Below are 24,606 nucleotides of genomic sequence, written 5' to 3' on the forward strand. Positions count from 1 at the left end.
TTTATATCCATGCCGTCGATTCAAAATCGGCAGTCATATTACGATGCGGAATTCATTTGAAGCAGCGGCAGATAAATTTTCATCAAGAGGGTGCTCCTGATCATGGCTGAAGGACGGGTAGATCGATGGCGCAAGGCCTTGGCTCGTCCCTTCCAGCGCCGGGCTGGCGTGAAAACGCCGCGGCAGGGCGTCCGCAGGCGTCATCTGCGCCGGGTGTCGATTTTTGTTTCGACCGTGCTGGGCGGGCTTGTTGTGGCCGGTCTTGCGGCTGCGTCTGTTTTCGTTGTCCTGCTGGCGCGCGGGCCGATAGAAATGCCCATCCTGCACGACAGGCTGAGCCAGACAATTCAGCATCAGTTTGAATCGCGCGGGCATGTTTCGATCGGCAGAATATTTCTTGCCCGGGGGCAGCACGGCCCGACTTTGCGCATTGAAAATTTTGTCCTCAGCGACATGCAGGACAGGCAGGTCGTCACTGCGCCTGTCGCGGATATCAGCATCGCGCCGCTGGCCCTGCTGACCGGTCATCTTGCTCTGTCCGGGTTGGAATTCTCCGGTCTGGAGGTAAAACTCGCGATTTTGGCCGATGGCAGCTTTGCTTTTTCCGCCGGAAACGAAGAAGCGATAGCGTTGCCCAAGCCCTCTCTCTCGCCGCAGATGCAACCGCAGGACATTGCGTCCACAATTTTTGCAGTCACGGCGCAGGATGCGCCTTTCATGGGCGATTTGCAGCGTATCGGCCTCTACGACGCCCGGCTGCAGGTTGAGGACCGCCGCAACGGGTCTATGCTGCAGTTCGCCAATCTGAATTTCGCGCTGGACCGCCTGCGGGCGGGCGGCATTCATCTGCGCTCGAGCGCTGATGGCAATGCCGGGCCATTTTCCGTTGATCTGCTGGCGCAGCGCCAGCGCGGGCTTTTCTCGCTGGAAGGATTGAAGGGCCCGTCGTCCAGTTCAACCTATTCGGTCGAATTTGAAGCCAGGAATCTTCCCGTTCACCAGTTGCAGCTCATGACCGGCGCGGCACGCCCGCAGCTAGATATTGCCATGCCCTTATCGGCGAAGGTCAGCGCCCAGTTTCATCTGGACGGCGGTCTTGAGCGTCTGGGAGGCAACTTTACGCTGGGCAGCGGCACATTGCTGTTTGACGATCCGGATGCCAAGCCCGTCGCGGTGGACAGGATTGCGGGGGCATTCGCCTTTGATCCGAAGGGGCGGACAGTCCTCATATCAAATTTTGACTATTTTGCCGGGGCAACGCATTTCAATCTGAGCGGGCACGCCCGTTTTGACCAGCCGGAGAATATGGCTCGTCTCAGCCTGCTGGGCCGCAATGCTGTGCTGGCTGACGAAAAGGACGGCGGCAATAAGCCCACGGCCATCGATTTTGTCAGTCTCGATGCCAGTGCCTCCCTTGATGGCAAACTGGCGAAAGTTGAGCGGTTCGTCATCAGGGGCGCGGATATTGATGCGCAGCTCGCATTGGCTCTGACCAATTCGCCTGACGGACAATCGGTGAAAGGCAGCGTGAATGCGGTCAAGACCAGATTCCGGCCGGTTTTCCGCCTCTGGCCCAATTTCATCGCGCCGGAAGTTGAGCAATGGCTGCAGGAGCATGTTGGCAGCGCCACGGCGGATCGCGCCAGCCTCGTGTTCGATCTCGATCCGCAGGATCTGCGCGCTGCCCGCGCCAAGCAGGCCGTTACGGATGGCGCGTTTACCGGCGATGTTGCCGTCAGCAACGGCACGCTCAGCCCCTTGCCCGGACTGCCCGCCTTTTCCGGCATTGAGGGTACGGCGCATCTCACGGGAACCTCGGTGCAATTTATCGCCAGCAAGGCACAGATCGAGTCCTCGGGCCGCAAGATCCAGTTGAGCGACATCAAGTTTACGGTGCCCGATTCGCGCCCGCAAAAGCTTGTCGCCGCCAGTCTGACCAGCCATATTCAGGGAAGTGTCGAAGCGGCTGTGGATCTGCTTCAGAGCGATGCCTTGCGTCATTACAACAATATTCCCGGCCAGCCGTCGCAATATAAAGGCCAGATCGACGGCCAGATCGATATCGCGATGAAACTGGGCAAGACAGCGACGCCAGATGACATTTCCGTAAATACCGACCTGACGGCGAGCGGTCTTTCCGTGGATAAGGTGCTGGGCAATGAACGGCTCGAGAGCGCCAATCTCGCCATTGTGACATCGAAGGATGCCCTCTCTGTGAAGGGCGATGGCCGCATGTTCGGCGCGCCGGTCTCGCTTGAGATGAAAAAGCTCGGCAACGCGCCCACCGACGCCATGCTGAATTTCACGATAGACGATGCAACCCGCGCCAAGCGGGGCATTAATTTCGGCCCCGGCTTCAGCGGCCCGATGATGATAAAGGCCGTAACGCAGCTTGCCGACGGCGACCATCCCAAAAGCGATGCGTCAGGCAAGGACATGCATGCGCAGATTGATGTCGATCTGAGCAAGACGTCAATCGACGGCCTGCTGCCGGGCTGGACGAAGCTGGCCGGCAAGCCGGGCCATGCCAGTTTCGCCTATGTGCAGACGCCGAATGGCGCGCGCCTCGAGCAGTTCCAGCTTGATGCAGGCAATGCGACATTGCGCGGGATGATCGACCTTGGCGCCGACAACAGCTTTCTGGGTGGAAAATTCACGACATTCCGCTTGTCCGCGCAGGATGACCTCAAGCTCGATATCCAGAAGGAAGGCAATATCCTCAAGCTGACAGGCCGGGCTTCGGTTATGGATGCGCGCCCCTTCATCAGCGACATGCTGGCCCATTCGCGCGCCAAATCCGGCGATGGGTTTGATTATGACCTCGACCTGAAAATCGGTACGCTTGCCGGTTTCAATAAGGAACACGTGCAGGCGCTTGATCTTAAAGTGGTACGGCGCGCCAATCTGCTGCGCAAGGTGACGGTGGCCGGCAAGCTCGGCAATGCGCCGCTGCATATCACCACGCAGGATACGCCCGACCAGCCGGTTTTCACGCTGGTGAGCGATAATGCCGGCGCGGTGCTCAGTTTCCTCGATATGTACCGGCGCATGTCCGGCGGCACGCTCTCGGTTGCCTTCAAGCCGGGTCTGGAGCGGACTGTGGGCAATGTGCAGATCCAGAATTTCTTCCTGGATGATGAGCCCGCGCTCAAGCCATTGCTCAATCAGACGACCGGCGATCGTACTCCCGACGGCAAGAGCCGGGTACGGTTTGCCCGGTTGCAGGGCACATTCGACCGAAGCGACGGCCGTATCGACCTTAAGGATGCCGCCATGTGGGGCCGCCAGATCGGCGCAACGATGGAGGGCGTGCTGGATTACGGACAGGACAGGGTTGATCTTGCAGGCAATCTCATCCCCGCATATCAGATCAACAATCTGTTTTCGAAAATACCCTTGTTCGGGCCATTGCTGGGCGGCGGCACGAATGAAGGCCTGTTCGCTATAAATTATCGCATCACAGGCAAGGCCAGCGCGCCGATTTTGCGTGTTGACCCGCTCTCCGCCATTGCGCCGGGCATTTTGCGCAAGATCATGGGCGTTGCGGACGGCACGCAAAGCAGCCCGGACAATCTGGCTCCGGGCCCGTCCGCGCCGCAGCCTGATACACCGCGAAGCGCACCCTCGGCGCCGCTGGATCTGACAAATCCGCCGAAATGATCCGGCCTGCGCCGATCAGACGGGTTTCAGCAGCACGTGTTTCTTTTTGCCGAAGGAGAGCTTGATCACGCCCTCGGCCGTCACATCGGCGGGGGTGAGCTTGCCTTGCTCATCGCTCAGGGTCTGATCGTTGAGCTTGAGGCCGCCGCCCTTGATCTGCCGCCGCGCTTCGCCGTTTGAGGTCACCAGACCGGCCAGAACGAAAGCGGGCGCATAGGCCAGACCACCGGCCAGCTCGGCTGCGCTGATCTCCACCGTCGGCAGGGTTGTAGCCAGCGCGCCTTCCTCGAAGGTTTTTCGCGCGGTTTCGGCAGCGGCCAGCGCCGCCTCGCGGCCATGCAGCATGGCGGTGGCCTCGTTGGCCAGAATTTTCTTGGCCTCGTTGATCTCGGCGCCGCCGAGCGCTTCAAGTCTGGCGATTTCGCCCAGCGGCAGGGTTGTGAACAGCTTCAGGAAACGGCCGACGTCGCGGTCTTCCGTATTGCGCCAGAACTGCCAGTAGTCATAGACCGGAAGCATGTCGGCATTGAGCCAGACAGCGCCAGCAGCGGTCTTGCCCATTTTTGCGCCCGAGGCGGTGGTGAGCAGCGGCGAGGTAAGGGCGTAAAGCTGGCCTGTGCCGAGGCGGCGGCCGAGATCCGTTCCGGTGACGATATTTCCCCACTGATCCGAGCCGCCGATCTGCAGCACGCAGCCGTAGCGCCGGTTCAGTTCCACGAAATCATAAGCCTGCAGGCACATGTAGTTGAATTCGAGAAAGGAAAGCTCCTGATCGCGTTCCAGCCGTAATTTTACCGAATCCATCGACAGCATCCGGTTGACCGAAAAATGCCGTCCCACATCGCGCAGAAAATCGATGTAGTTGAGGGTTGCCAGCCATTCGGCATTATCAACCATCATCGCGTCCGTGGCGCCCGCGCCGAAGGTCAGGAATTTTGAAAAAACGGCCTTGATACCGTTCTTGTTGACTTCGATCTGCTCGATTGTCAGCAACTGGCGGCTGGCATCCTTGCCGGAAGGGTCGCCCACCCGTGTTGTACCGCCGCCCATCAGCGCAATGGCCTTGCCGCCCGTCTGCTGCAGATGGTGCAGCATCATGATCTGCACCAGCGAGCCGACATGCAGCGAGGGCGCAGTACAATCAAAGCCGATATAAGCGGTGAGTTCACCTTTGCGCGCCTTTTCATCCACCCCTTCGAAATCTGAACATTGGTAGATATAGCCGCGCTCGCTCAGAATGCGCATGAAGTCGGATCTGGGGGTGAATGCGTTTGACATGTGGCCTCTCAACTTTACGCGTGGTGTAAAACATGCTGCGCGCAAGGGCAAGGCGGCTTGCTGCCCTATGCGGATGAAACCGGCTGGTCTAGGCTGCAATTCTCCCTCATGTGAGTCGCTCGATGAGCCTTGAAGTCATGGCGGCCGTGTTATGCGCCGCTTTCCTGAATGCCGCCTGGAATACTTCGGTCAAGGCCCTTCCCGACAAGTTCCTTGCCGTTTGCCTGATCTGTTTTGGCGCGGCCATTGTGTCCCTGCCCATCGCGCTCACGCTTGCCCCCATAAAGCCGGCGGCTCTGCCGTTCGCGGCGCTCTCCACTTTGTTTCAGGTGGCCTATTATCTGCTGCTCAACCGCGCCTACCGGACCGCTGACCTGTCGATGGCCTATCCGCTGATGCGCGGTTCAGCGCCGCTGGTGACGATGGCGCTGGCCTTCCTGTTCATCGGCGAGTCGCCGAAGCCGCTGAGCGTGGGCGGCGCTCTGTGCATCCTTGGCGGCATCATGTGGCTGGCGCGCAGCGGCCTGAAGCTTGGCGTGCTTGACCGTCATACATTGATGGCGGTCGGAGCCAATTCGCTGGTGATCGCGGGCTATTCCCTTGCGGACGGGCAGGGCGGACGCGCCTCCGGCTCGCCCGTGGCCTATACTTTGTGGGTCATGGTGAGCGTTGGCATCGTCTTTCTGCCGGTGGCGCTCGCGCTGCGCGGCAGGGCCTTTGTCCGGAATCTCCGTTTTTCCTGGAAATTTGCGCTGATCGGGGGCGGCGCTTCGACGCTGGCCTATGGCATCGTCGTCTGGGCGATGAGCCATGCGCCGATCGGGCTGGTTTCAGCCACGCGCGAGACATCGGCGCTGTTCGCCGCCATTCTCGCCGCCACTCTTCTTAAAGAACAGTTCGGCTTTTCGCGCTATATTGCCGCTGGGATGGTTGTGTGCGGTCTGGCTTTGATGCGCCTCGCCTGAAGGAGAAGTCCATGCTGTCTGCCATTGGATTGATGAGCGGCACCTCGCTCGACGGCGTTGACGTGGCCTGGCTGCGCACCGACGGCGGCGCCCTTATCGAGACCGGACCGAGCGACAGCTTCGCCTACAGCGAGCAGGACCGCGCCCTGCTGCGCGCGGCTCTTGCGGCGGCAGTTCATCTCGAGCGCCGCGAGGCGCGTCCCGGCATTATCGCCGAAGCGGAGGCCCTTATCGACCGGCGGCATATCGAGGCTGTCCGGGCGTTCCGCAGCAGGTATCCGCAACTGGCTGTCGATATCATCGGTTACCACGGGCAGACCATTCTGCACCGGCCCGCAGAACGCCTGACAGTGCAGATCGGTCGCGGGCAGGTGCTGGCCGATGCGCTGGGCGTCGATGTGATGTCCGACATGCGCGCCGCCGATGTCGCTGCCGGCGGTCAGGGCGCGCCGCTCGTGCCGGTTTATCACCGCGCGCTGGCTGCCAATGCCGGTCTGCGCTTTCCCGCAGCGCTGCTCAATATCGGCGGCGTCGCCAATGTCACATTTCTGGCCGGTGCGGATGCCGAGCCAGTGGCCTGCGACACGGGTCCTGGCAATGCCCTGATCGACGATCTGATGCTGGAACGTACGGGCAGCCCGATGGACAAGGATGGCGCGACGGCAGCAAAGGGCCGGGTGGACGAGACTATTCTGACCCGGTTGCTGGGTGAATCATTTTTTCAGCTTCCGCCACCTAAATCTCTGGACAGAAACGCTTTTTCAAAAAAGGCGGTGGACGGCCTGCCGTTGGAGGACGCCGCGGCCACGCTGACGGCTTTTACCGCGCGCGCCGCAGCTGCGACTTTACGCAAGGTCGTTGAATCAATCTCTCAACGGCAAGTTGAATCAAAGTCTCAGCTTGAATCAATTTCTGAACTTGTCGTGTGCGGCGGCGGGGCACGCAACCCTGCACTGATTCAATTTCTCAGAGACGAGCTTCAATGCCCTGTTAATGCAGCGGAAACTTACGGATGGTCATCGGATGCGATGGAGGCTCAGGCTTTTGCCTATCTGGCGGTGCGCGCGAGGCAGGGGTTGCCGCTTACATATCCGGGCACGACAGGGTGCCCCGCGCCGATGAGCGGCGGGGTGCTTGCACGACCGTCGTAATGCCGGAGCCGATGCCGGGCCGCGACAGATGCTCTGCCGCCTTTGCCCGGACTTTTGAATGCAGGATCGGGCCCCGCCCTCAGCGCTTGCGCGAACCGATGGATTGCTTTGTCGGCTGGCCGAGGCGCTTGTCGAGATAGGAGCCAACTTCGGTGATCAGCGGATCTACGCAATTTTCAAAGAAGTGATTGGCGCCCGGGATCACGGCATGTTCGATGACGATGCCCTTCTGCGTCTTCAGCTTCTCGATAAGGCCCGTCACTTCCTTGAGCGGCGCAACGCGGTCCTGATCGCCATGAATGAACAGGCCCGAGGAGGGGCAGGGCGCGAGGAAGGAAAAGTCGAAGCGGTTGGCCGGAGGCGCAACCGAAATAAAACCCTCGATTTCGGGGCGGCGCATGAGAAGCTGCATGCCGATCCACGATCCGAAAGACACCCCGGCGATCCAGCATGAGCGCGCATCCGGGCTGATGGCCTGCGCCCAGTCCAGCGCGGAAGCAGCGTCCGAGAGTTCGCCCGCGCCGTGATCGAAGCTGCCCTGACTGCGGCCCACGCCGCGGAAGTTGAACCGCAGCACCGAGAAGCCGCGGTCGGCAAAAGCATAATACATGTTATAGACGATCTGATTGTTCATCGTCCCGCCGAACTGGGGATGCGGGTGCAGGATGATGGCAATCGGCGCGCCTTTTTGCTTGGCCGGATGGTAGCGCCCCTCGAGACGGCCGGCCGGGCCGGTAAAAATCACTTCAGGCATAAAGTCCCCTTTGCCATTCCATCGAACCCATGCCGGTCTGGCCGCGCGGCCAACCCTTGACATGGCTCAATCCCTCGCCATAGATGCTGTTAGAATAATTCTAAGTCATTTAGAACTATTCTAAACTGTATCGGCGTTCGAAAATCTGAAGGCCTTTTAGCACAGGTGCTGCGGTCAAATGCAAGCATCTCGTGCATCCCTCCGGTTTCGGAGCAAAGTTTTTTGAAAGGTTGATCATTGTCCGGCCCACGTGCCTATCTCGACTATAACGCCACGGCGCCCTTGCGGCCGCAGGTGCGTGAGTCGATGCTGGCTGCCCTTGACGCCGTGGGGAACCCGTCGTCGATGCATTTCGAGGGGCGGGCCGCGCGCGGATTGATGGAAAAGGCCCGCATTCAGGTGGCAGCTCTGGTCGGCGCACAGGCGAAGAATGTGATCTTCACGTCCGGCGGCACCGAGGCGGCCAATCTGGCGCTGACACCCTATATCGACATCGGACGCGACAAGCGCGGTTTTGCCCGGCTGGGCGTCTGCGCCGTGGAGCATGCCTGCATCGTGAAAGGCCACCGCTTCCCGGATGACGCGGTTGATATTCTTCCCGTCGATGCACAGGGGCGGCTTGATCTTGCGGCGGTGGAACAGTGGCTCGCCGTTCATGGCGGCGCGCCGCTCATGCTGGCGCTGCAATATGCCAATAATGAAACCGGAGTGATCCAGCCCGTGCGCGAGGCCGCTGACATGGTTCATGCCGCTGGCGGGCTTGTGGTCTGCGATGCCGTGCAGGCGGCAGGCAAGGTGCCTCTGTCGTTTGCGGCGAGCGGCGCGGATGTGCTGATCCTCTCTGCGCACAAATTCGGCGGGCCGAAGGGCGCGGGCGCGCTCATTCTGGCCTCCGACAGCCTGCATATTGCTGCGCCGCTCATTCAGGGCGGCGGGCAGGAAAAGGGCGCGCGCGCCGGAACGCCGAATGTCGCCGCCATAGCTGGTTTTGGCGCCGCCGCGGAACTGGCTGCGCAGGACAGGCCGGAACTGCTGGCCGCGCGCCGGGACGATTTTGAGGCCGTTATCCGCAGGCTTGCGCCCGGAGCGACAATCTTTGCGGCCGATGCGCCGCGTTTGCCGAATGTCATTTGTTTCGCCATGCCGGGAACGCAGGCCGAAACGCTGCTGATCCAGCTTGATCTGGCGGGCGTGGCGCTGTCCTCCGGTTCGGCCTGTTCGTCGGGCAAGGTTTCCGCCTCGCATGTGCTCAAGGCCATGAACGTGCCGGACGAGCTTGCGCGGGGCGCGCTGCGCCTGAGTTTTGGCTGGGCGACATCGGATGGGGATCTGGCGCTTTTTACGGAGGCCTTTGCCGGCGTCGTCAAAAAAGTGCAGGAGAAGCGTGGCAAATTTGCCGCCTGATACTGGCGGAAATGTAAAAATAGTCTATGTAAACAAGAGACCAACGGCTTTTGAACCGTCCGGTTATGGAGAGTAGAATGGCAGCGGTGAAGGAAACCGTCGATCAGGTTAAGTCCATCGACGTGACCGAATATAAGTATGGCTTCGTCTCGGATATCGAATCCGACCTTGCTCCCAAAGGCCTGAACGAAGATATCGTCCGGTTTATTTCGGCCAAGAAGAACGAACCGCAGTGGCTGACGGACTGGCGGCTCGATGCCTTCCGGCGCTGGCAGACCATGCAGGAGCCGGAATGGGCGCGTGTTCATTATCCCAAGATCGATTATCAGGATCTTTATTATTACGCCGCGCCCAAGAGCATGGCGGGTCCCAAATCTCTTGACGAGGTGGACCCGGAATTGCTGCGCGTCTACGAGAAACTCGGCATTCCGCTGGCAGAACAGGAAATTCTCGCCGGTGTCGATAAGCCGCGTGTGGCCGTGGACGCCGTGTTCGACTCGGTCTCGGTGGCGACGACCTTCAAGGCCGAACTCGCCAAGGTTGGCGTGATCTTTTGCTCGTTCTCGGAAGCGGTGCTGCATCACCCCGACCTCGTGAAAAAATATCTCGGTTCAGTGGTGCCGGTCAGCGATAATTATTTCGCTACGCTGAATTCGGCCGTGTTTTCCGATGGCTCATTCGTCTATATCCCGCCGGGCGTGCGCTGCCCGATGGAGCTTTCGACCTATTTCCGCATCAATGAGAAGAACACCGGTCAGTTTGAACGCACGCTGATCATTGCCGACAAGGGCGCCTATGTCTCCTATCTGGAAGGCTGCACGGCACCCAAGCGGGATGAGAACCAGCTTCACGCCGCGGTGGTTGAACTTGTGGCGCTCGACGATGCCGAGATCAAATATTCCACCGTGCAGAACTGGTATCCCGGCGATGCCGAGGGCAAGGGCGGCATCTATAATTTTGTCACCAAGCGGGGCGATTGCCGCGGCGCGCATTCGAAGATTTCCTGGACGCAGGTCGAGACCGGCTCGGCGATCACCTGGAAATATCCGTCCTGCATTCTGCGCGGCGACGATTCGCGAGGCGAATTTTATTCGATAGCCATTTCGAACGGCTATCAGCAGGTCGACAGCGGCACCAAGATGATTCATCTGGGCAAGAACACCTCGAGCCGCATCATCTCGAAGGGCATTTCGGCCGGTCACAGCCAGAATACCTATCGCGGTCAGGTCTCGGCTCATCGCAAGGCGACGAATGCCCGCAATTTCACCAATTGCGACAGCCTGCTGATCGGCAATCATTGCGGGGCGCATACAGTGCCCTACATCGAGAGCAACAATGCCTCCGCCACCTTCGAGCATGAGGCGACAACCTCGAAAATTTCCGAGGATCAGCTGTTTTATTGCCTCCAGCGCGGGCTGGACGCCGAAGAGGCCACGGCGCTTATCGTCAATGGCTTCGTGCGCGACGTGCTGCAGCAATTACCTATGGAATTCGCGGTCGAAGCGCAGAAGCTGATTGCCATTTCGCTTGAAGGCTCGGTGGGCTGAGCTTTTTTATGCGCGCCATGGCCGGACTTGATCCGGCGCGGAGCAATAACAAAGAGATAAAGTGAGACTTCTAAAATGTCCGAAGTCAAACCCCTTTTCTCGGAAAGAACCGCTGATGAAGCCTGTGCTTAACCTTGCCGATGTCGCCCTGCGCGAGTCGGTGCATGGCGACAAATTCGCAGCCAGACTGGGTCGTATAGGCCCGCTCATCGGCGCGCAGAAGCTTGGATGTCAACTGCATATTGTGTCGCCGGGCAAGACCGCTTTTCCGCGTCACGCGCATCATGCCAATGAGGAAATGTTTTTGATTCTGGAAGGTGAAGGGCAATATCGCTTCGGGCCGGATATTTATACCGTCAAAAAAGGCGATGTGCTTGCCGCACCCGCCGGCACCGCGGAGGCAACGGCGCATCAGATCATCAATAGCGGCGCCGTGGATTTGCACTATCTGGCCTTTTCAACCCGCCATGACCCGGATGTGGTTGAATATGCCGATAGCAACAAGTTCATGGTCTCCTCGATGGTGCCGCCTGATGGCGGATTGAAGGCCGCAAGAATTATGCACATTGCCCGTCCCGGCAGCTCCCTCGATTATTGGGATGGCGAGTGATGGGCACGGCTCTGCGTAAAGCGCATCATGCGCGGGATTGAACCGCGTATTCACGCTTTCATTATTTGTGGATGGCCGGATCATCCTTGGGCTTGACCCCAAAACCGGCCATGACGGCTCTGAAAAAGATAAAGAAAGACCCTAAAATGCTCGAAGTAAAAAATCTCCATGTCGAAATCGACGGCAAGAAAATCCTCAATGGCCTCAACCTGTCCGTCAGGGCGGGGGAAGTGGCCGCGATAATGGGGCCGAACGGCTCAGGCAAGTCGACGCTGTCCTATGTCATCGCAGGGCGCGAGGACTATGAGGTAACCGAGGGCGAAGTCTGGCTCAACGGCGTCAATATTCTGGAACTTGAGCCGCATGAGCGGGCAGCCGCCGGTTTGTTTCTGGCGTTCCAGTATCCGCTGGAAATTCCGGGCGTTGCAACCATGACCTTCCTGAAGGCCGCCATGAACGCCCAGCGCAAGGCGCGCGGCGAGGCAGCGCTTTCGACGCCCGATTTCATGCGCGCCGTGCGCGAAGCTTCGGCCCGGCTCGGCATCAATCAGGATATGCTCAAGCGTCCGCTCAATGTCGGCTTTTCCGGCGGTGAGAAGAAGCGCATGGAAATCCTGCAGATGGCGTTGCTGGCTCCGAAATTTGCCATTCTCGACGAGACGGATTCCGGCCTTGATATCGATGCGCTGCGCGTTGTCGCCGACGGCGTGAATGCCCTGCGCTCGAAGGATCGCGGCTTTCTCGTCATCACCCATTATCAGCGTCTGCTCGATCACATCGTGCCGGACACGGTGCATGTGATGTCCAAGGGCGAAATCGTCAAATCCGGCGGGCCGGAACTGGCGCTGGAACTCGAAAAGAACGGTTACCGCGATTATGTCGGCGAGGCAGCCTGATGACTACAATCGCCCCTCTGCGCACGGATGCGGAAACGCAGCTGATCGCGCAATTTGAAGCGCTGAAGGCGCAGGCGCCGGCCGATCTGCCGGTACGCACCGCCGCATTCCAGCAATTTGAAGCCAGCGGCCTTCCGCACAGACGCGTCGAGAGCTGGCATTACACGGACCTGCGCCGTCTCATGGGCGCGGCGCTTGCGCCTGCAGCCCGGCCGGATGCTGCAGCGCTCGCGGCTGCTCTGGATGGCGCACAGCCTGCCAGCATCATGCTCCTTGACGGTTTCTTCGCCGGATCGTCCGGCCTGCCAGCGGGCGTAGCTGTCGACATCCAGCCGGTTGCGGGTTCGGAGCTGGGCAGCAGCGACAATCTTGTCGCGCTCAACACCGCCTTTGCCCGCGAGACAGTGAAAATTACCGTCGCTTCTGGCACCCAGCTGGATGCGCCTCTGCATATTGTTTCAAAATTGTCGCGCAATGCCGCGATGCATACACGTGTTGTGGTTGAGGTTGGGGCAGGCGCGAAACTGGCCGTGATTGAGGAAACGCAGGCCAGCGCCGGGCAGGTCAACAGCCTGCTGCATGTGGTTGTGGGCGATTCAGCCGAGGTGGAACTGGTGTCGCTGCATGGCAATGCTGACCAGCATGTCGCTTCTTTCACCGCCGACCTGCATGAGAAATCGGTGCTTAACAGTTTTGGCTTTCTCGCGGACGGCGCTCTGGTGCGCCGGCAGGCATTCGTGCGGTTCAATGGGGAATATGCGAGCGCCGGTCTGCGCGGCGTCTCTTTGCTCAAGGGCACACAGCATGCCGATACGACTCTGGTTGTCGAACATGCCGCGCCGCATTGCGTAAGCCGGGAATTGTTCAAGCACATTCTTGATGGCGAGGCCAAGGGCGTGTTTCAGGGCAAGATCGTCGTTCAGCCCCATGCCCAGAAAACCGACGGCGTGATGAAAAGCAACACGCTGACGCTTTCGGAAGGCGCCAGCATGAGCAACAAGCCGGAGCTGGAAATTTTTGCCGATGATGTCGTCTGCGGCCATGGTGCGACAGTTGGCCAGCTTGATGAAGATCAGATGTTCTATCTGATGGCGCGTGGCTTGCCCAAGGCTGAAGCTGAAAGCCTGCTGATTGAGGCTTTTGCGGTGGACGCGCTGGAAGCCATTGGCAACGAGGCGTTGCGCGCCGAACTGACGGCGCGTGTGCATGGCTGGCTTGCCGGCCGGTCCGGAGGTGTGAAGTGAACAAGACCCTGCCATTAGATCTTGATGCCGTGCGGGCGCAATTCCCGATTCTGGGTATGGAGGTCTATGGCAAGAAACTGGTTTATCTGGACAATGCCGCTTCTGCGCAGAAGCCGAAGGCCGTGCTCGACCGGCTCAATCAGGCCTACACGTCAGAATATGCAAATGTGCACCGGGGCCTGCATTATCTCGCTAATGCCGCGACGGATGCGTTTGAGGCGGCGCGCGAATCAGTGCGCCGTTTCCTGAATGCAGGTTCGGTCGATGAGATTGTCTTCACCAAGGGCGCAACCGAGTCAATCAATCTGGTGGCGTCGAGCTTCGGGCTTGAGCATATCGGGGAGGGCGATGAGATCGTGCTCTCGATCATGGAGCATCATTCCAACATCGTGCCCTGGCATTTCCTGCGCGAGCGCAAGGGCGCCGTACTGAAATGGGTGGATGTCGACGACGAAGGCAATTTCTCGCTGGATGCCTTCGAGAAGGCACTGAGCCCGCGCACCAAGATCGTCGCGATGACCCATATGTCGAACGTGCTGGGCACCATCGTGCCAATCAGGGATGTGATCCGCATCGCCCATGCGCGCGGCATTCCCGTGCTGGTTGATGGCAGTCAGGGTGCCGTGCATTGCGATGTCGATGTGCGGGATCTCGATGCCGATTTTTACGTGATGACCGGCCACAAGCTTTACGGTCCCACCGGCATAGGCGTGCTTTACGGCAAGAAGGAATGGCTGGAAAAGCTGCCGCCCTTCAACGGCGGCGGCGAGATGATCGTCACGGTGACAAAGGACGAAGTCACCTATAACGCGCCGCCGCACCGCTTTGAAGCCGGCACGCCGCCTATAGTGCAGGCCATCGGCCTCGGCGCGGCGCTGGATTTCATGATGGATCTGGGCCGGGACAGGATTCACGCACATGAAGCCAAGCTGGCGGACTACGCGATGCAGCGTCTTGGTGCGATCAACACGCTGCGCATCATCGGAAAGGCAAAGGGCAAAGGCGCGATCGTATCTTTCGAGATGAAAGGCGCGCATGCCCATGATGTCGCCACCATTATCGACCGCTATGGCGTGGCCGTGCGGGCCGGAACCCATTGCGCAATGCCATTGCTGGAGCGCTTTGGCGCCACATCGACCTGCCGTGCGTCCTTTGCGCTCTATAATACGCGCGAGGAAGTGGATGCGCTGGCCGATGCCTTGCTGAAAACGCAGAACCTGTTTGCGTGAGGAGAGTGAAATGAGTAGCACTGATCAGGCCGAAGCTGAACTCGCCTCGAACCGTCCGGTGGTTGAAATGCCCGATACGCTCACCCCGGAAGAGATGGATCAACTGACCGACGGCATCGTCACGGCGCTTAAATCGGTCTATGATCCGGAAATTCCGGCGGATATTTACGAACTCGGGCTGATCTACCGGGTCGAGATCGACGATTCGCGTTTTGTCACCATCGACATGACGCTGACAGCGCCTGCCTGCCCGGTAGCGGGCGAAATGCCGGGCTGGGTCGAGACCGCCGTTGGCGCCGTACCCGGTATCGCAGGCGTGAAAGTGAACATGGTTTTCGACCCGCCATGGGATCAGAGCCGCATGTCTGATGAAGCGCGTGTCGCGCTGGATATGTGGTGAACAGGTCATCGCCCTTTTCTTTCAGGCGGTGAATGATTATGTTGAAGAGACTCAAATGTCTTGAGGCCTTTAACCTCAGTGACAGGAGCTTGAAAAATGGCAGTCAGTTCGCGTTTTAAAATCATGAGCCTGACCGATGCGGCAGCCGCGCGTGTCAGGGAGATCATGGCCTCGGCCGATAAACCGGTGCTGGGGCTCCGTGTCGGCGTCAAGAATGGCGGTTGCGCCGGCATGTCCTATTCGATGGAATGGGCCGAGAGCATCGGGCCGCATGACGACGTGGTCGAGGAGAAGGGCGTCAAGCTGCTCATTGATCCAAAGGCGATCCTGTTCCTGCTCGGCACAGAGATGGATTTCCAGACGAGCAAGCTCTCCAGCGGCTTCGTCTTCAATAATCCCAATCAGACGTCCGCCTGCGGCTGTGGCGAGAGCGTGGCCATCACACCGGCGCAAATGCCGCAAGCCGGTGCTGAGGCCTGATGTAAAGCCTGCCCGCCGCCAACAGGTGCGGCAGGGCTGAGGCTCTCTATTCCTTTTCTGATTCCGCGCTCTTTTTGAGCCTTACCGGGCGCAGCAGGAACGAAGGGATGTGATCGGTAAATCCGACTGGCGGGCCGTCATCTTCCTGACGATAGGGACGGCGCTCGCGTTGAGGCCGCTCCTCGGCGCGGGCTGTGTCTCTTTCTGCGGGCATGGGCCGCACGGGCTCCGGCTTTTCGCGCGGTTGGCGGCGCTCGCTTTCGCGCGGCGCGCGCGGTGGCCGGCTTTCGGAGCGGCTGCGGCTGCGCCGTTCCTGCCGTTCCTCGGGCGCGGCTTCTGTTTCGGTGTCTTCGGCTGGCAGGGGCTCCAGTATATCGATTTTTCGCGCGATCAGCTTTTCAATGGCATCGATATATTTCTGTTCGGGCGGCGAGACCAGCGTCAGCGCCGTGCCAAGGCGTCCGGCGCGGCCGGTACGGCCGATGCGGTGGACGTAGTCTTCGGGATGGGTGGGCACGTCATAATTATAGACATGGCTCACATCGGGAATATCGAGACCGCGCGCCGCCACATCGGAGCAGACCAGCACATCGATAGCGCCGTTCTTGAATGCGTCGAGCGAAATCATGCGTGCGCGCTGGTCCATGTCGCCATGCAGCGCACCAACGGCGAAGCCATGCTTCTGCAGAGATTTGAAGACGATGGCCACATCGGTCTTGCGGTTGCAGAAAACGATGGCGTTCTTGAGATCGGCGGCGGAACGCAGCAACCGGCGCAATGTCTCGCGCTTGGCGCTGGCCTCGCGGCGTGTCGGGATCAGCCCCTGCGTGATGGTTGTCGCCGTGCTGGACGCCTTGGCAACTTCAACGCGCGCCGGATTGCTCAGGAAGGTTTCGGTGAGCCGGGTGATTTCCGGCGGCATGGTGGCCGAGAAGAACAAGGTCTGCCGGGTGAAGGGCACCAGTTTGCAGATGCGCTCAATATCCGGGATGAAGCCCATGTCGAGCATGCGGTCGGCTTCGTCGATGACGAGAATTTCGATGCCGGTGAGCAGCAGTTTGCCGCGTTCGGCAAAATCCAGAAGGCGCCCCGGCGTCGCAATCAGAACATCCGCGCCGCGCATGATCTTGGTTTCCTGATCGGCAAACGAGACGCCGCCGATGAGCAAGGCCACGGAAAGCTTGTGGTTGACGCCATATTTGACGAAGGCTTCTTCAACCTGCGCCGCGAGTTCCCGCGTCGGCTCAAGAATGAGGGTGCGCGGCATACGGGCGCGGGCGCGCCCTGTTTCAAGCCGCGAGAGCATGGGCAGCGTGAAGGCTGCGGTCTTGCCTGTTCCGGTTTGTGCTATGCCAAGCACATCGCGTCCGGCAAGTGCAAAGGGGATGGCCTGTTCCTGGATCGGAGTCGGTTGGGTATATCCGGCGGCGGTCACGGCCTGGAGGACTTTTTCACTCAGTCCAAGTTCACTAAAGAGCATCGTATTGTTTGTTCCGAAGCGCGCCGGGAGTAACCCGCAGAGTGCTCAAGTGCTGAGACCGTCTTGAGGTGCTCTGAGAGTGGAAGCCATGTTGTTCCTATTGAACACAACAGCCGGAGCGGGGCGCGCAGCACATTACCGTTCCAGCCAGATGGATAGGCCGAAACACTTTTGAAGTCAAATATTTGATCGGGCGGCGCCCGGCCTTCGGCGATTTTTGCCTCATCGGCATTGTAAAGGGGCTGCTGCGGTCGCCCCCTAGGGCTGTGTGATGCGGCCCGTGCACGGATCGAGAATCAGCGGGCGCGCATTGCCCGCGATCGACGCTGTCGCGGTGGTGTCAATATTATCGAAGAGCGGAATATCCGGGTTCTTGCCATTTGCCGCATTTTGCGTCTGCTCTGCTGCGGCCAGTCTGGCTTCTCTGGACTTGTCCAGCGAACGCGCAAGATGATTGGCACCCGTCACGCCGAGCAGGGCAATGACCGACGCGGTCAGAGCAAAGCGTTCGACCAGTGATCCCGATTCATTTCCCAGAAATCTGAATACCGGAGCCATGCGAACACCCTGATGAAGACAGTTTGAAGCATTTCTCATCAGAGTGAATATTTCGTCAAAATTTATTGATGATCAAAAAATATCAGGGAGTAATTCGTGCGATCAGATTATCTTTGGCAATGTATTGGTGGTAAATCGCCGCTAATATGTGCCCGCCAACAAGAAATATTGTCAGATTACCGCTGAGATTGTGCATCTCCCCCAACAGCTTGGCCATCGCCGCGTCATTGACGAACGGGCTTTGCAGATCAAACAGCCAGAGGCCAAGGGCGCGGCCCTGAGCCAGCACTTTCAGGAAGCCTGTCAGCGGTACAAAAATCATTGCGCCATAAAGCGCCCAATGGCCAATATGGGCGATTATCACATTGAATTTATGAGTATTTTTTGGAAATGGCGGCACTGCATGGGTGAGCCTCCACATCAGGCGCCAAACAATAAGCACCAGCAGAACCGTGCCGAGCGCCTTGTGCTGGTACATCAACTGAATGCGCAGATCGCGCGGCAAATGCCCGCTGATTTTGGCCAGGGCCAGATTGGCGATGATCAGCGCCGCCATCAGCCAGTGCAATGAAATTGCAACCCGGCTGTATTTGTGTCCCGCAAGATCGCGCATATTTTATCTCGTCTTTTTAAAATCCGCTCCCTCATCACGTATTTCGCGTGAAAGATCACGTTAATTATACGTAATCTCGGGGCGGACGGCGCAAGGCCGGGATCAGATGTCGACGAGTTCCTTGGCGAAGGCAGCGCGCTCCTGAATGAAATTAAACCGTGCTTCCGGCTTGTTGCCCATGAGGCGCTCTACGCAATCGGCCGTGGTCAGGGCGTCGACATGCGCAAGCGTCACCTGCAGCAATGCACGCTTGGCGGGGTCCATGGTGGTTTCCTTGAGCTGCTGCGCCATCATCTCGCCGAGACCTTTGAAGCGGCCAACCTCTACCTTGCCGCGTCCGGTGAGAACGGTGCGGATCAGTTCTTCCCGATGCGCATCGTCTCTGGCATAGACAGTTTTAGTGCCCTGCGTCAGGCGATAGAGCGGCGGCACGGCGAGATAGAGATGGCCGTGCTCAATGAGCTTCGGCATCTGCCGGTAAAAAAACGTGATGAGCAGCGAGGCAATATGCGCCCCGTCGACATCGGCGTCCGTCATGATGATGATTTTTTCATAGCGCAGGTCGGCTTCCTTGTAGTGGGTGCCGGTGCCGCAGCCGAGCGCCAGCACAAGATCGCCGATCTGCTGGTTGGCGGCCAGTTTGTCCCGCGTTGCCGAAGCCACATTGAGAATTTTGCCGCGCAGCGGCAGCACAGCCTGCGTGGCGCGGTTGCGCGCCTGTTTGGCGGAACCGCCGGCGGAATCGCCCTCGACAATGAAAAGCTCTGAACCAGCAGCGCCATTGTTCGAGCAATCGGCCAGCTTGCCGGGCAGGCGGAGCTTGCGCACTGCGGTCTTGCGCATGCCTTCCTTTTCGGCGCGGCGGCGCAGGCGCTCATCGGCGCGCTCGACCGACCAATCGATGAGCTTGACAGCCTGCGACGGCGTTGCCGCCAGCCAATGGTCAAAGGCATCGCGCAATGTGCTCTCGACGATGCGGCTGGCCTCCTGTGTCATCAGGCGGCCCTTATTTTGGCCCTGGAATTCGGGCTCGCGGATGAACACCGAGATCATCGCGGCGCAGGTCAGCATCACGTCGTCGGTTGTGACGCTGGCGAAGCGCTTGGCCTGTCCGATCCGTTCGGCATGGTCCTTGAGGCCGCGATGCAACGCAAGGCGCAGCCCGGCCTCATGTGTGCCGCCATCAGGCGTGGGGATGGTGTTGCAATAGGAGCGGACATAGCCGTCGTCGCCGGCCAGCCAGCAGAGCGCCCATTCCACGGAACCGTGGCCAGCGGCTTTTTCCACCTTGCCGGTGAACATGCTTTCGGCGACCAGATCGGCGGATTCGGTTTCCGCGGCGAGATAATCCTTGAGCCCGCCAGGATAGTGAAACACCGCCTCAGCCGGAACCGGGCTGTTTTCGCCAAGAAGCGCGGGGCTGCAATGCCAGCGGATCTCGACGCCGCTGAACAGGTAGGCCTTGGAACGCGTCATCTTGAACAGGCGCTCGGGCTTGAAATGGGCGTCTGCGCCAAATATCAGCGGGTCTGGCTTGAAGCGCACCTTGGTGCCGCGACGGTTCTGCACCTTGCCGATGGTCTGCAGCGTTGTGACGGCATGCCCGCGCTCGAACGCCTGCGCATAGAGCATCTGGCCGCGCGCCACCTCCACCTCAAGGCGTGTCGAGAGCGCGTTGACCACAGACACGCCGACGCCATGCAGGCCGCCCGAGGTCTGATAGGCGCCAGAGTCGAATTTGCCGCCGGCGTGCAGCGTGGTCATGATTACTTCCAACGCCGATTTGTCCGGAAATTTCGGATGCGGGTCGACGGGAATGCCGCGGCCATTGTCGGTGATGCTGATCCAGTCGTCCGGCTCGATCGATACATCGATCCAGGTGGCGTGCTTGGCGACGGCCTCGTCCATCGAATTGTCGATCACTTCGGCGAAAAGGTGGTGCAGGGCGGCTTCGTCGGTGCCGCCAATATACATGCCCGGCCGGCGACGCACGGGCTCCAGCCCTTCCAGCACCTCGATGGAGGAGGCATTATAGCTTTCGGCGGTTTTGAGAGGCACGGCTGCGGGCCGCTCTGCGCGGCCGCGCGGTTCGCTTCTTTTGCCGGGAGCGGCGTCAGGCATTGCTGCGCCGCTGTCCATGCCGCTACCGAAAAGATCGTTTTCGTCCATCATCCTGCTGTAATTCTCATAAGTGATTCGGCTTGCCGCCTTTATGCCACGCGGGGGGCAATTTGGCCAATGCGCTCAATGCATTATGCACCAAAATGCGAAGCGCCAGCCGGATTTAAGCCAAAAGTTAACTGTTGTTCAGTATGCTTTAACCATGAGCGAGGATGAATCCAACATCAACTTTCAGGTGCAGCAGCTTTCGCGCATGGAAGATATGGCGGGCCATGCAACCGCCTGTGCCTTTTCCGGCATGAAGGAGTTCATGGCGCCTGAATATCGCCACTGGCGCGTGCAGCGTCTCGTCTCCTTTGCACCATTTTTGGCGGCCTGTTTATTGACGACGCTGTTTCTGATCTGATCATTCCTTCAGCGTGGCGGCCAGCAGCGGATCATTTGCCGCAAGCGCCGCATTGAAGGCCTCAAAATCAGCTTCATTATGCATTTTCATCTGTGCCGAAGCGGCGAGCCATTCCTCGGGTCTCGCCTTGGCGCCAAATCTGATCAGAATGTCCGGCCCATCCGCGCCTTGCCGGGCGGCGCCGCGCAGGTGCAGCGAGGCGGCCATCTCGCCCATATGGCTGAAGGCCTCGTTCAGCGTGCCGAGCGCCCGGGCTCTGTGCTTGGACAGAGCGGTCAGATTCAGCCTGTCTTCGGTCGGCTGCAATTCGCGCAGGATATAATCGCGCCGTCCAATGCGCAGGGCCGTGAGCTGGCAGGCCGGCATGGCTTGCAGCCGCTTCTGCAAAGTGACGATACGCTGGGCCTGTGTCGCCCATTTGGGCTGGCGTTCCGGCATCAGGACGGCGGCGGAGGACGGCGCGGCGCCCTTCATGTCGAAGAGCGCGTTCTTGTCGGGATCGCCGCGTCCCCTGACCAGAATGCCATATCGACGCAAACCGAGACTGCCCAGCCCCGCAACACGAAACGCAATATCGCGCAGTTCGAAAAAGCCGTCGTTGCGATGCGGCAGGCTGGCCAGCGCCTTGGTGATGCCGAGACGCTTCTCGTCATAGGGCTCATGCGGGAAATATCGCCTGCCATCGGTGATGAAATGGCGCATCTGCTTTCTGACGCTGGTGCGCTCGTTCAGGAACGCGGTGCGCTTGCGTTTGGCTACCTGCTCGAACAGGGCCTTTATGGCGCCGCTGGCCAGTTCCTCTTCGGACCAGATCGGCTTTTCATTTTGCAGGATGCGCAGATAGGCATTGAACGCATTCATCGCCAGTTCGTTGGATTCATTGGCATCCACGCCAAGGTCGGCACAACTGATCAGGATCGAAGCGCCAAAACGCACCAGATCGGCACTCAGTGGGCCGAAACAGGCTTCATCGAAATCATTGACATCGAAATAGGCAAGACGGCTGTCGCTCTTGTACACGCCAAAGTTCTCGATATGCAGGTCGCCGCAGATCCAGCCTGCCGGAGAGGCGGGTAAATTCATGCGGAGGGCATGGGCATAAAACAGATGCGCCGTCGCCCGGAAGAAGGCAAAGCGCGAGGCGCCCATCATCTGATATTTGCGCGCCAGCACACGCAGGTCGCGGCCCATATTGAAGGCTGCAATAGCGGAAACGGCATTGTCTAGCGCCGTCTTGCTTGGTTCTTCAGGCATCAAGGCCCCCGCTGGCTGTAAAACACTGGCGATAGACTGCGAATTTGCGTATGAAGCGCGTCATGGTCAAGACAGCAAGCTGTCGTTCGAATTTCGGTCTTATCATGTCACGTGTTGAAGTTGCAGCCTTTTATCATTTTGCCAGATTGCCGCAATTTACCCAATTGCGCGATCCCGTGCAGGCCATATGCGAAGCCGAGGGGGTCAGGGGCATTCTGCTTCTCGCCGACGAGGGCGTGAACGGCACATTGGCCGGATCGCCTGAAGGATTGTCCAATGTGCTGGCTTACCTGCGCGCCATTCCCGGCCTCGCCGAACTGGAGCATAAAAGATCGTGGGCAGAATCCATGCCGTTTCTGCGCATGAAGGTGCGCCTCAAGAAGGAGATCGTCACCATCGGCGACAAGAGCGTCGATCCGCTAGCGCGCGTCGGTACCTATGTCGAACCGGAAAACTGGAACGAACTCATTTCCCGGCCGGATGTGCTGCTGATCGACACACGCAATGATTTTGAGGTGCGTGTCGGCACGTTCCGTGGCGCGCTGGACCCGAAGACGAAGAGTTTTGGCGAATTTCCGGCTTTTGTGCGCGCGCATCTCGACCCAAAGGCCAATACGAAGATTGCCATGTTCTGCACCGGCGGCATCCGCTGCGAGAAGGCCACCAGCTTCATGCTGCAGGAGGGCTTTCCCGAAGTGTATCACCTCAAGGGCGGCATATTGAAATATCTCGAAAAAATCCCGCAGGAGGAGAGTCTGTGGGATGGCGGCTGTTTCGTCTTCGATCAGCGAGTCGCAGTGGGGCACGGCCTGACGCCGCTCAATCTGGCAGTGTGCTATGGCTGCCGCGCGCCGCTTGAGGCCGAGGATCTGGCCTCGCCCGATTACGAGGACGGCGTTTCCTGTCCCCATTGCGCCGGATTGCTGACCCCGGCACAGAAAGCATCGGCGCGCGAGCGTCACATGCAGGTCAAGCTCGCCGAAAAACGCGGCACGATGCATCTGGGGCCCGCGCAGGGCTGATACCCGCCAGAGCACCGTCTCCCTCGGGAGCGGGTTGCGATGAGGGGTGAAATCGGCGACACCGCGTGCGCATAAAAAAAGGCGGCCCGGAGGCCGCCTTTCCTGAATTGGTTCTGCTGATCAGCAGGAATAGTACATGTCATATTCAACCGGATGCGGGGTCATTTCGAAACGCATGACTTCGGTCATCTTCAGCTCGATGTAGCTGTCGATGAAGTCGTCGTTGAACACGCCGCCAGCCTTGAGGAAGGTGCGATCCTTGTCGAGGCTTGCGAGAGCTTCACGCAGCGAGCCGCAAACGGTCGGGATCTTCTTGAGCTCCTTCGGCGGGAGATCGTAGAGATCCTTGTCCATGGCTGCGCCCGGATCGATCTTGTTCATGATGCCGTCGAGGCCGGCCATGAGCAGCGAGGCGAAGGCGAGATAGGGGTTCGCCACCGGATCGGGGAAGCGAACTTCAACGCGCTTGGCTTTCGGGTTGGAGGTGTAGGGAATACGGCAGGAAGCCGAACGGTTGCGGGCCGAATAGGCCAGCAGCACCGGTGCCTCATAGCCCGGAACCAGACGCTTGTAGGAGTTGGTCGACGGGTTGGTGAAAGCGTTCAGCGCCTTGGCATGCTTGATCACGCCGCCGATGTACCACAGGCATTCCTGGGAAAGATCGGCATATTTGTTGCCGGCGAAGAGCGGCTTGCCGGCCTTCCAGATGGACTGGTGGACGTGCATGCCCGAGCCGTTATCGCCGAAGATGGGCTTCGGCATGAAGGTTGCGGTCTTGCCGTAGGAATTGGCGACCTGATGGATGCAGTACTTGTAGATCTGCAGGTGGTCGGCCATGGTGGTCAGTGTGCCGAACTTGAGGCCAAGCTCATGCTGGGCGGAAGCCACTTCGTGGTGGTGCTTTTCGACAACGGCGCCCATGGCTGCCATAGAGGCCAGCATCTCGCCGCGCATGTCCTGAGCCGAATCCATCGGAGGAACCGGGAAATAACCGCCCTTGGTGCGGATGCGGTGGCCGAGATTGCCGCCTTCATATTCCGTATCCATGTTGGTGGGCAGCTCAACCGAGTCGAGCTTGAAGCCGGTGTTGTACGGGTCGGACTTGAAGCGCACGTCGTCGAACACGAAGAACTCAGCTTCCGGGCCAACATAAACGGTGTCGCCGATGCCGGTCGACTTGAGGAAGGCTTCGGCCTTCTTGGCGATGCCGCGCGGATCGCGCGAGTAGGGCTCGCCGGTTGCCGGCTCAAGCACGTCGCAGGTGATCACGAGGGTGGAGGCCGCGAAGAACGGGTCCATGCAGGCAGTGGTCGGATCCGGCATCAGGGTCATGTCGGATTCATTGATGGCCTTCCAGCCCGCAATCGAGGAGCCGTCAAACATTGTGCCTTCGGCGAACATCTCCTCGTCGACCAGGGTCTGGTCGAAGGTGACGTGCTGCCATTTGCCGCGCGGATCGGTGAAGCGCAGGTCAACATATTTCACATCATTGTCTTTAATAAACTTAAGCACGTCCTTAGCGGTCTTCATTTTC

Annotated in this window: 21 protein-coding genes; 13 read left to right on the plus strand and 8 right to left on the minus strand. The window is 59.5% G+C overall.

Going from position 1 to position 24,606, the window contains the following annotated elements; genetic code table 11:
* Positions 1-102: 102 nt before the first annotated feature.
* Positions 103-3,660, plus strand: coding sequence for a hypothetical protein (locus tag AC0N03_RS02930; protein ID WP_474286963.1), 3,558 nt, complete (start codon positions 103-105; stop codon positions 3,658-3,660).
* A gap of 15 nt (positions 3,661-3,675) precedes the next feature.
* Here the strand turns inward: AC0N03_RS02930 and tyrS are convergent, their stop codons facing one another.
* A complete protein-coding gene (tyrS, locus tag AC0N03_RS02935) occupies positions 3,676-4,938 on the minus strand; it encodes a tyrosine--tRNA ligase (RefSeq protein WP_474286964.1) in 1,263 nt (420 codons plus the stop codon).
* 122 nt (positions 4,939-5,060) lie between these two features.
* On the opposite strand from tyrS, the gene AC0N03_RS02940 reads away from it, so the two are divergent.
* Positions 5,061-5,903 carry a DMT family transporter gene (locus AC0N03_RS02940; RefSeq protein WP_474286965.1) on the plus strand — a complete coding sequence of 281 codons (843 nt, stop codon included), beginning with the start codon at positions 5,061-5,063 and terminating at the stop codon, positions 5,901-5,903.
* An 11-nt stretch (positions 5,904-5,914) separates the two neighbouring features.
* Positions 5,915-7,054, plus strand: a complete 1,140-nt coding sequence (locus tag AC0N03_RS02945) for an anhydro-N-acetylmuramic acid kinase (protein WP_474286966.1) — start codon at positions 5,915-5,917, stop codon at positions 7,052-7,054.
* A gap of 79 nt (positions 7,055-7,133) precedes the next feature.
* On the opposite strand, the gene AC0N03_RS02950 is transcribed toward AC0N03_RS02945, so the two are convergent.
* Entirely contained in the window at positions 7,134-7,808 is a 675-nt protein-coding gene (locus AC0N03_RS02950) for an alpha/beta hydrolase (protein ID WP_474286967.1), read from the minus strand.
* A 237-nt stretch (positions 7,809-8,045) separates the two neighbouring features.
* Between AC0N03_RS02950 and AC0N03_RS02955 the strand changes: the two genes are divergently transcribed.
* From AC0N03_RS02955 to AC0N03_RS02990, 8 genes are all read left to right on the plus strand, one after another.
* Positions 8,046-9,212: a cysteine desulfurase family protein gene (locus AC0N03_RS02955; RefSeq protein ID WP_474286968.1), complete on the plus strand. Its 1,167-nt coding sequence runs from the start codon at positions 8,046-8,048 to the stop codon at positions 9,210-9,212.
* Between the two features lie 77 nt (positions 9,213-9,289).
* The gene (gene sufB, locus AC0N03_RS02960) at positions 9,290-10,759 is read left to right on the plus strand and encodes a Fe-S cluster assembly protein SufB (RefSeq protein ID WP_474286969.1); all 1,470 of its coding nucleotides are present in this window, start codon (positions 9,290-9,292) and stop codon (positions 10,757-10,759) included.
* 115 nt (positions 10,760-10,874) lie between these two features.
* Complete coding sequence (locus AC0N03_RS02965; RefSeq protein ID WP_474286970.1) at positions 10,875-11,369, plus strand: cupin domain-containing protein; 495 nt, start codon at positions 10,875-10,877, stop codon at positions 11,367-11,369.
* A gap of 146 nt (positions 11,370-11,515) precedes the next feature.
* A complete protein-coding gene (gene sufC / locus AC0N03_RS02970; RefSeq protein ID WP_474286972.1) occupies positions 11,516-12,265 on the plus strand; it encodes a Fe-S cluster assembly ATPase SufC in 750 nt (249 codons plus the stop codon).
* Positions 12,265-13,509, plus strand: coding sequence for a Fe-S cluster assembly protein SufD (gene sufD / locus AC0N03_RS02975; RefSeq protein ID WP_474286973.1), 1,245 nt, complete (start codon positions 12,265-12,267; stop codon positions 13,507-13,509). The genes sufC and sufD overlap by 1 nt, the downstream gene beginning before the upstream one ends.
* A gap of 56 nt (positions 13,510-13,565) precedes the next feature.
* The gene (locus AC0N03_RS02980) at positions 13,566-14,738 is read left to right on the plus strand and encodes a cysteine desulfurase (RefSeq protein ID WP_474287216.1); all 1,173 of its coding nucleotides are present in this window, start codon (positions 13,566-13,568) and stop codon (positions 14,736-14,738) included.
* A gap of 67 nt (positions 14,739-14,805) precedes the next feature.
* Positions 14,806-15,138 (plus strand): SUF system Fe-S cluster assembly protein, encoded by a 333-nt coding sequence (locus AC0N03_RS02985; RefSeq protein ID WP_474287217.1) that lies wholly within the window; start codon positions 14,806-14,808, stop codon positions 15,136-15,138.
* A gap of 96 nt (positions 15,139-15,234) precedes the next feature.
* On the plus strand, positions 15,235-15,618 hold the full coding sequence (locus AC0N03_RS02990; RefSeq protein ID WP_474286974.1) for a HesB/IscA family protein: 384 nt from the start codon (positions 15,235-15,237) through the stop codon (positions 15,616-15,618).
* Positions 15,619-15,664: 46 nt separating this feature from the next.
* Here AC0N03_RS02990 and AC0N03_RS02995 read toward each other — a convergent pair whose 3' ends face one another.
* The 4 genes from AC0N03_RS02995 to parE form a co-directional block, all read right to left on the minus strand.
* On the minus strand, positions 15,665-17,098 hold the full coding sequence (locus tag AC0N03_RS02995; protein ID WP_474286975.1) for a DEAD/DEAH box helicase: 1,434 nt from the start codon (positions 17,096-17,098) through the stop codon (positions 15,665-15,667).
* A gap of 258 nt (positions 17,099-17,356) precedes the next feature.
* A complete protein-coding gene (locus AC0N03_RS03000) occupies positions 17,357-17,656 on the minus strand; it encodes a hypothetical protein (RefSeq protein ID WP_474286976.1) in 300 nt (99 codons plus the stop codon).
* 82 nt (positions 17,657-17,738) lie between these two features.
* Entirely contained in the window at positions 17,739-18,269 is a 531-nt protein-coding gene (locus AC0N03_RS03005; protein ID WP_474286977.1) for a cytochrome b, read from the minus strand.
* A gap of 102 nt (positions 18,270-18,371) precedes the next feature.
* Entirely contained in the window at positions 18,372-20,441 is a 2,070-nt protein-coding gene (gene parE / locus AC0N03_RS03010) for a DNA topoisomerase IV subunit B (RefSeq protein WP_474286978.1), read from the minus strand.
* Between the two features lie 82 nt (positions 20,442-20,523).
* Here parE and AC0N03_RS03015 point away from each other — a divergent pair, with 82 nt between their 5' ends.
* Positions 20,524-20,796, plus strand: a complete 273-nt coding sequence (locus AC0N03_RS03015) for a hypothetical protein (RefSeq protein ID WP_474286979.1) — start codon at positions 20,524-20,526, stop codon at positions 20,794-20,796.
* Here AC0N03_RS03015 and AC0N03_RS03020 read toward each other — a convergent pair whose 3' ends face one another.
* Entirely contained in the window at positions 20,797-22,050 is a 1,254-nt protein-coding gene (locus tag AC0N03_RS03020; RefSeq protein ID WP_474286980.1) for a DUF2252 family protein, read from the minus strand.
* A 104-nt stretch (positions 22,051-22,154) separates the two neighbouring features.
* Here AC0N03_RS03020 and trhO point away from each other — a divergent pair, with 104 nt between their 5' ends.
* A complete protein-coding gene (gene trhO / locus AC0N03_RS03025; RefSeq protein WP_474287218.1) occupies positions 22,155-23,072 on the plus strand; it encodes an oxygen-dependent tRNA uridine(34) hydroxylase TrhO in 918 nt (305 codons plus the stop codon).
* Positions 23,073-23,192: 120 nt separating this feature from the next.
* On the opposite strand, the gene glnA is transcribed toward trhO, so the two are convergent.
* Positions 23,193-24,602, minus strand: a complete 1,410-nt coding sequence (gene glnA / locus AC0N03_RS03030; protein WP_474286981.1) for a type I glutamate--ammonia ligase — start codon at positions 24,600-24,602, stop codon at positions 23,193-23,195.
* Between the last annotated feature and the right edge of the window lie 4 nt (positions 24,603-24,606).

This window comes from Methylocystis sp. sgz306128, from assembly GCF_056032725.1.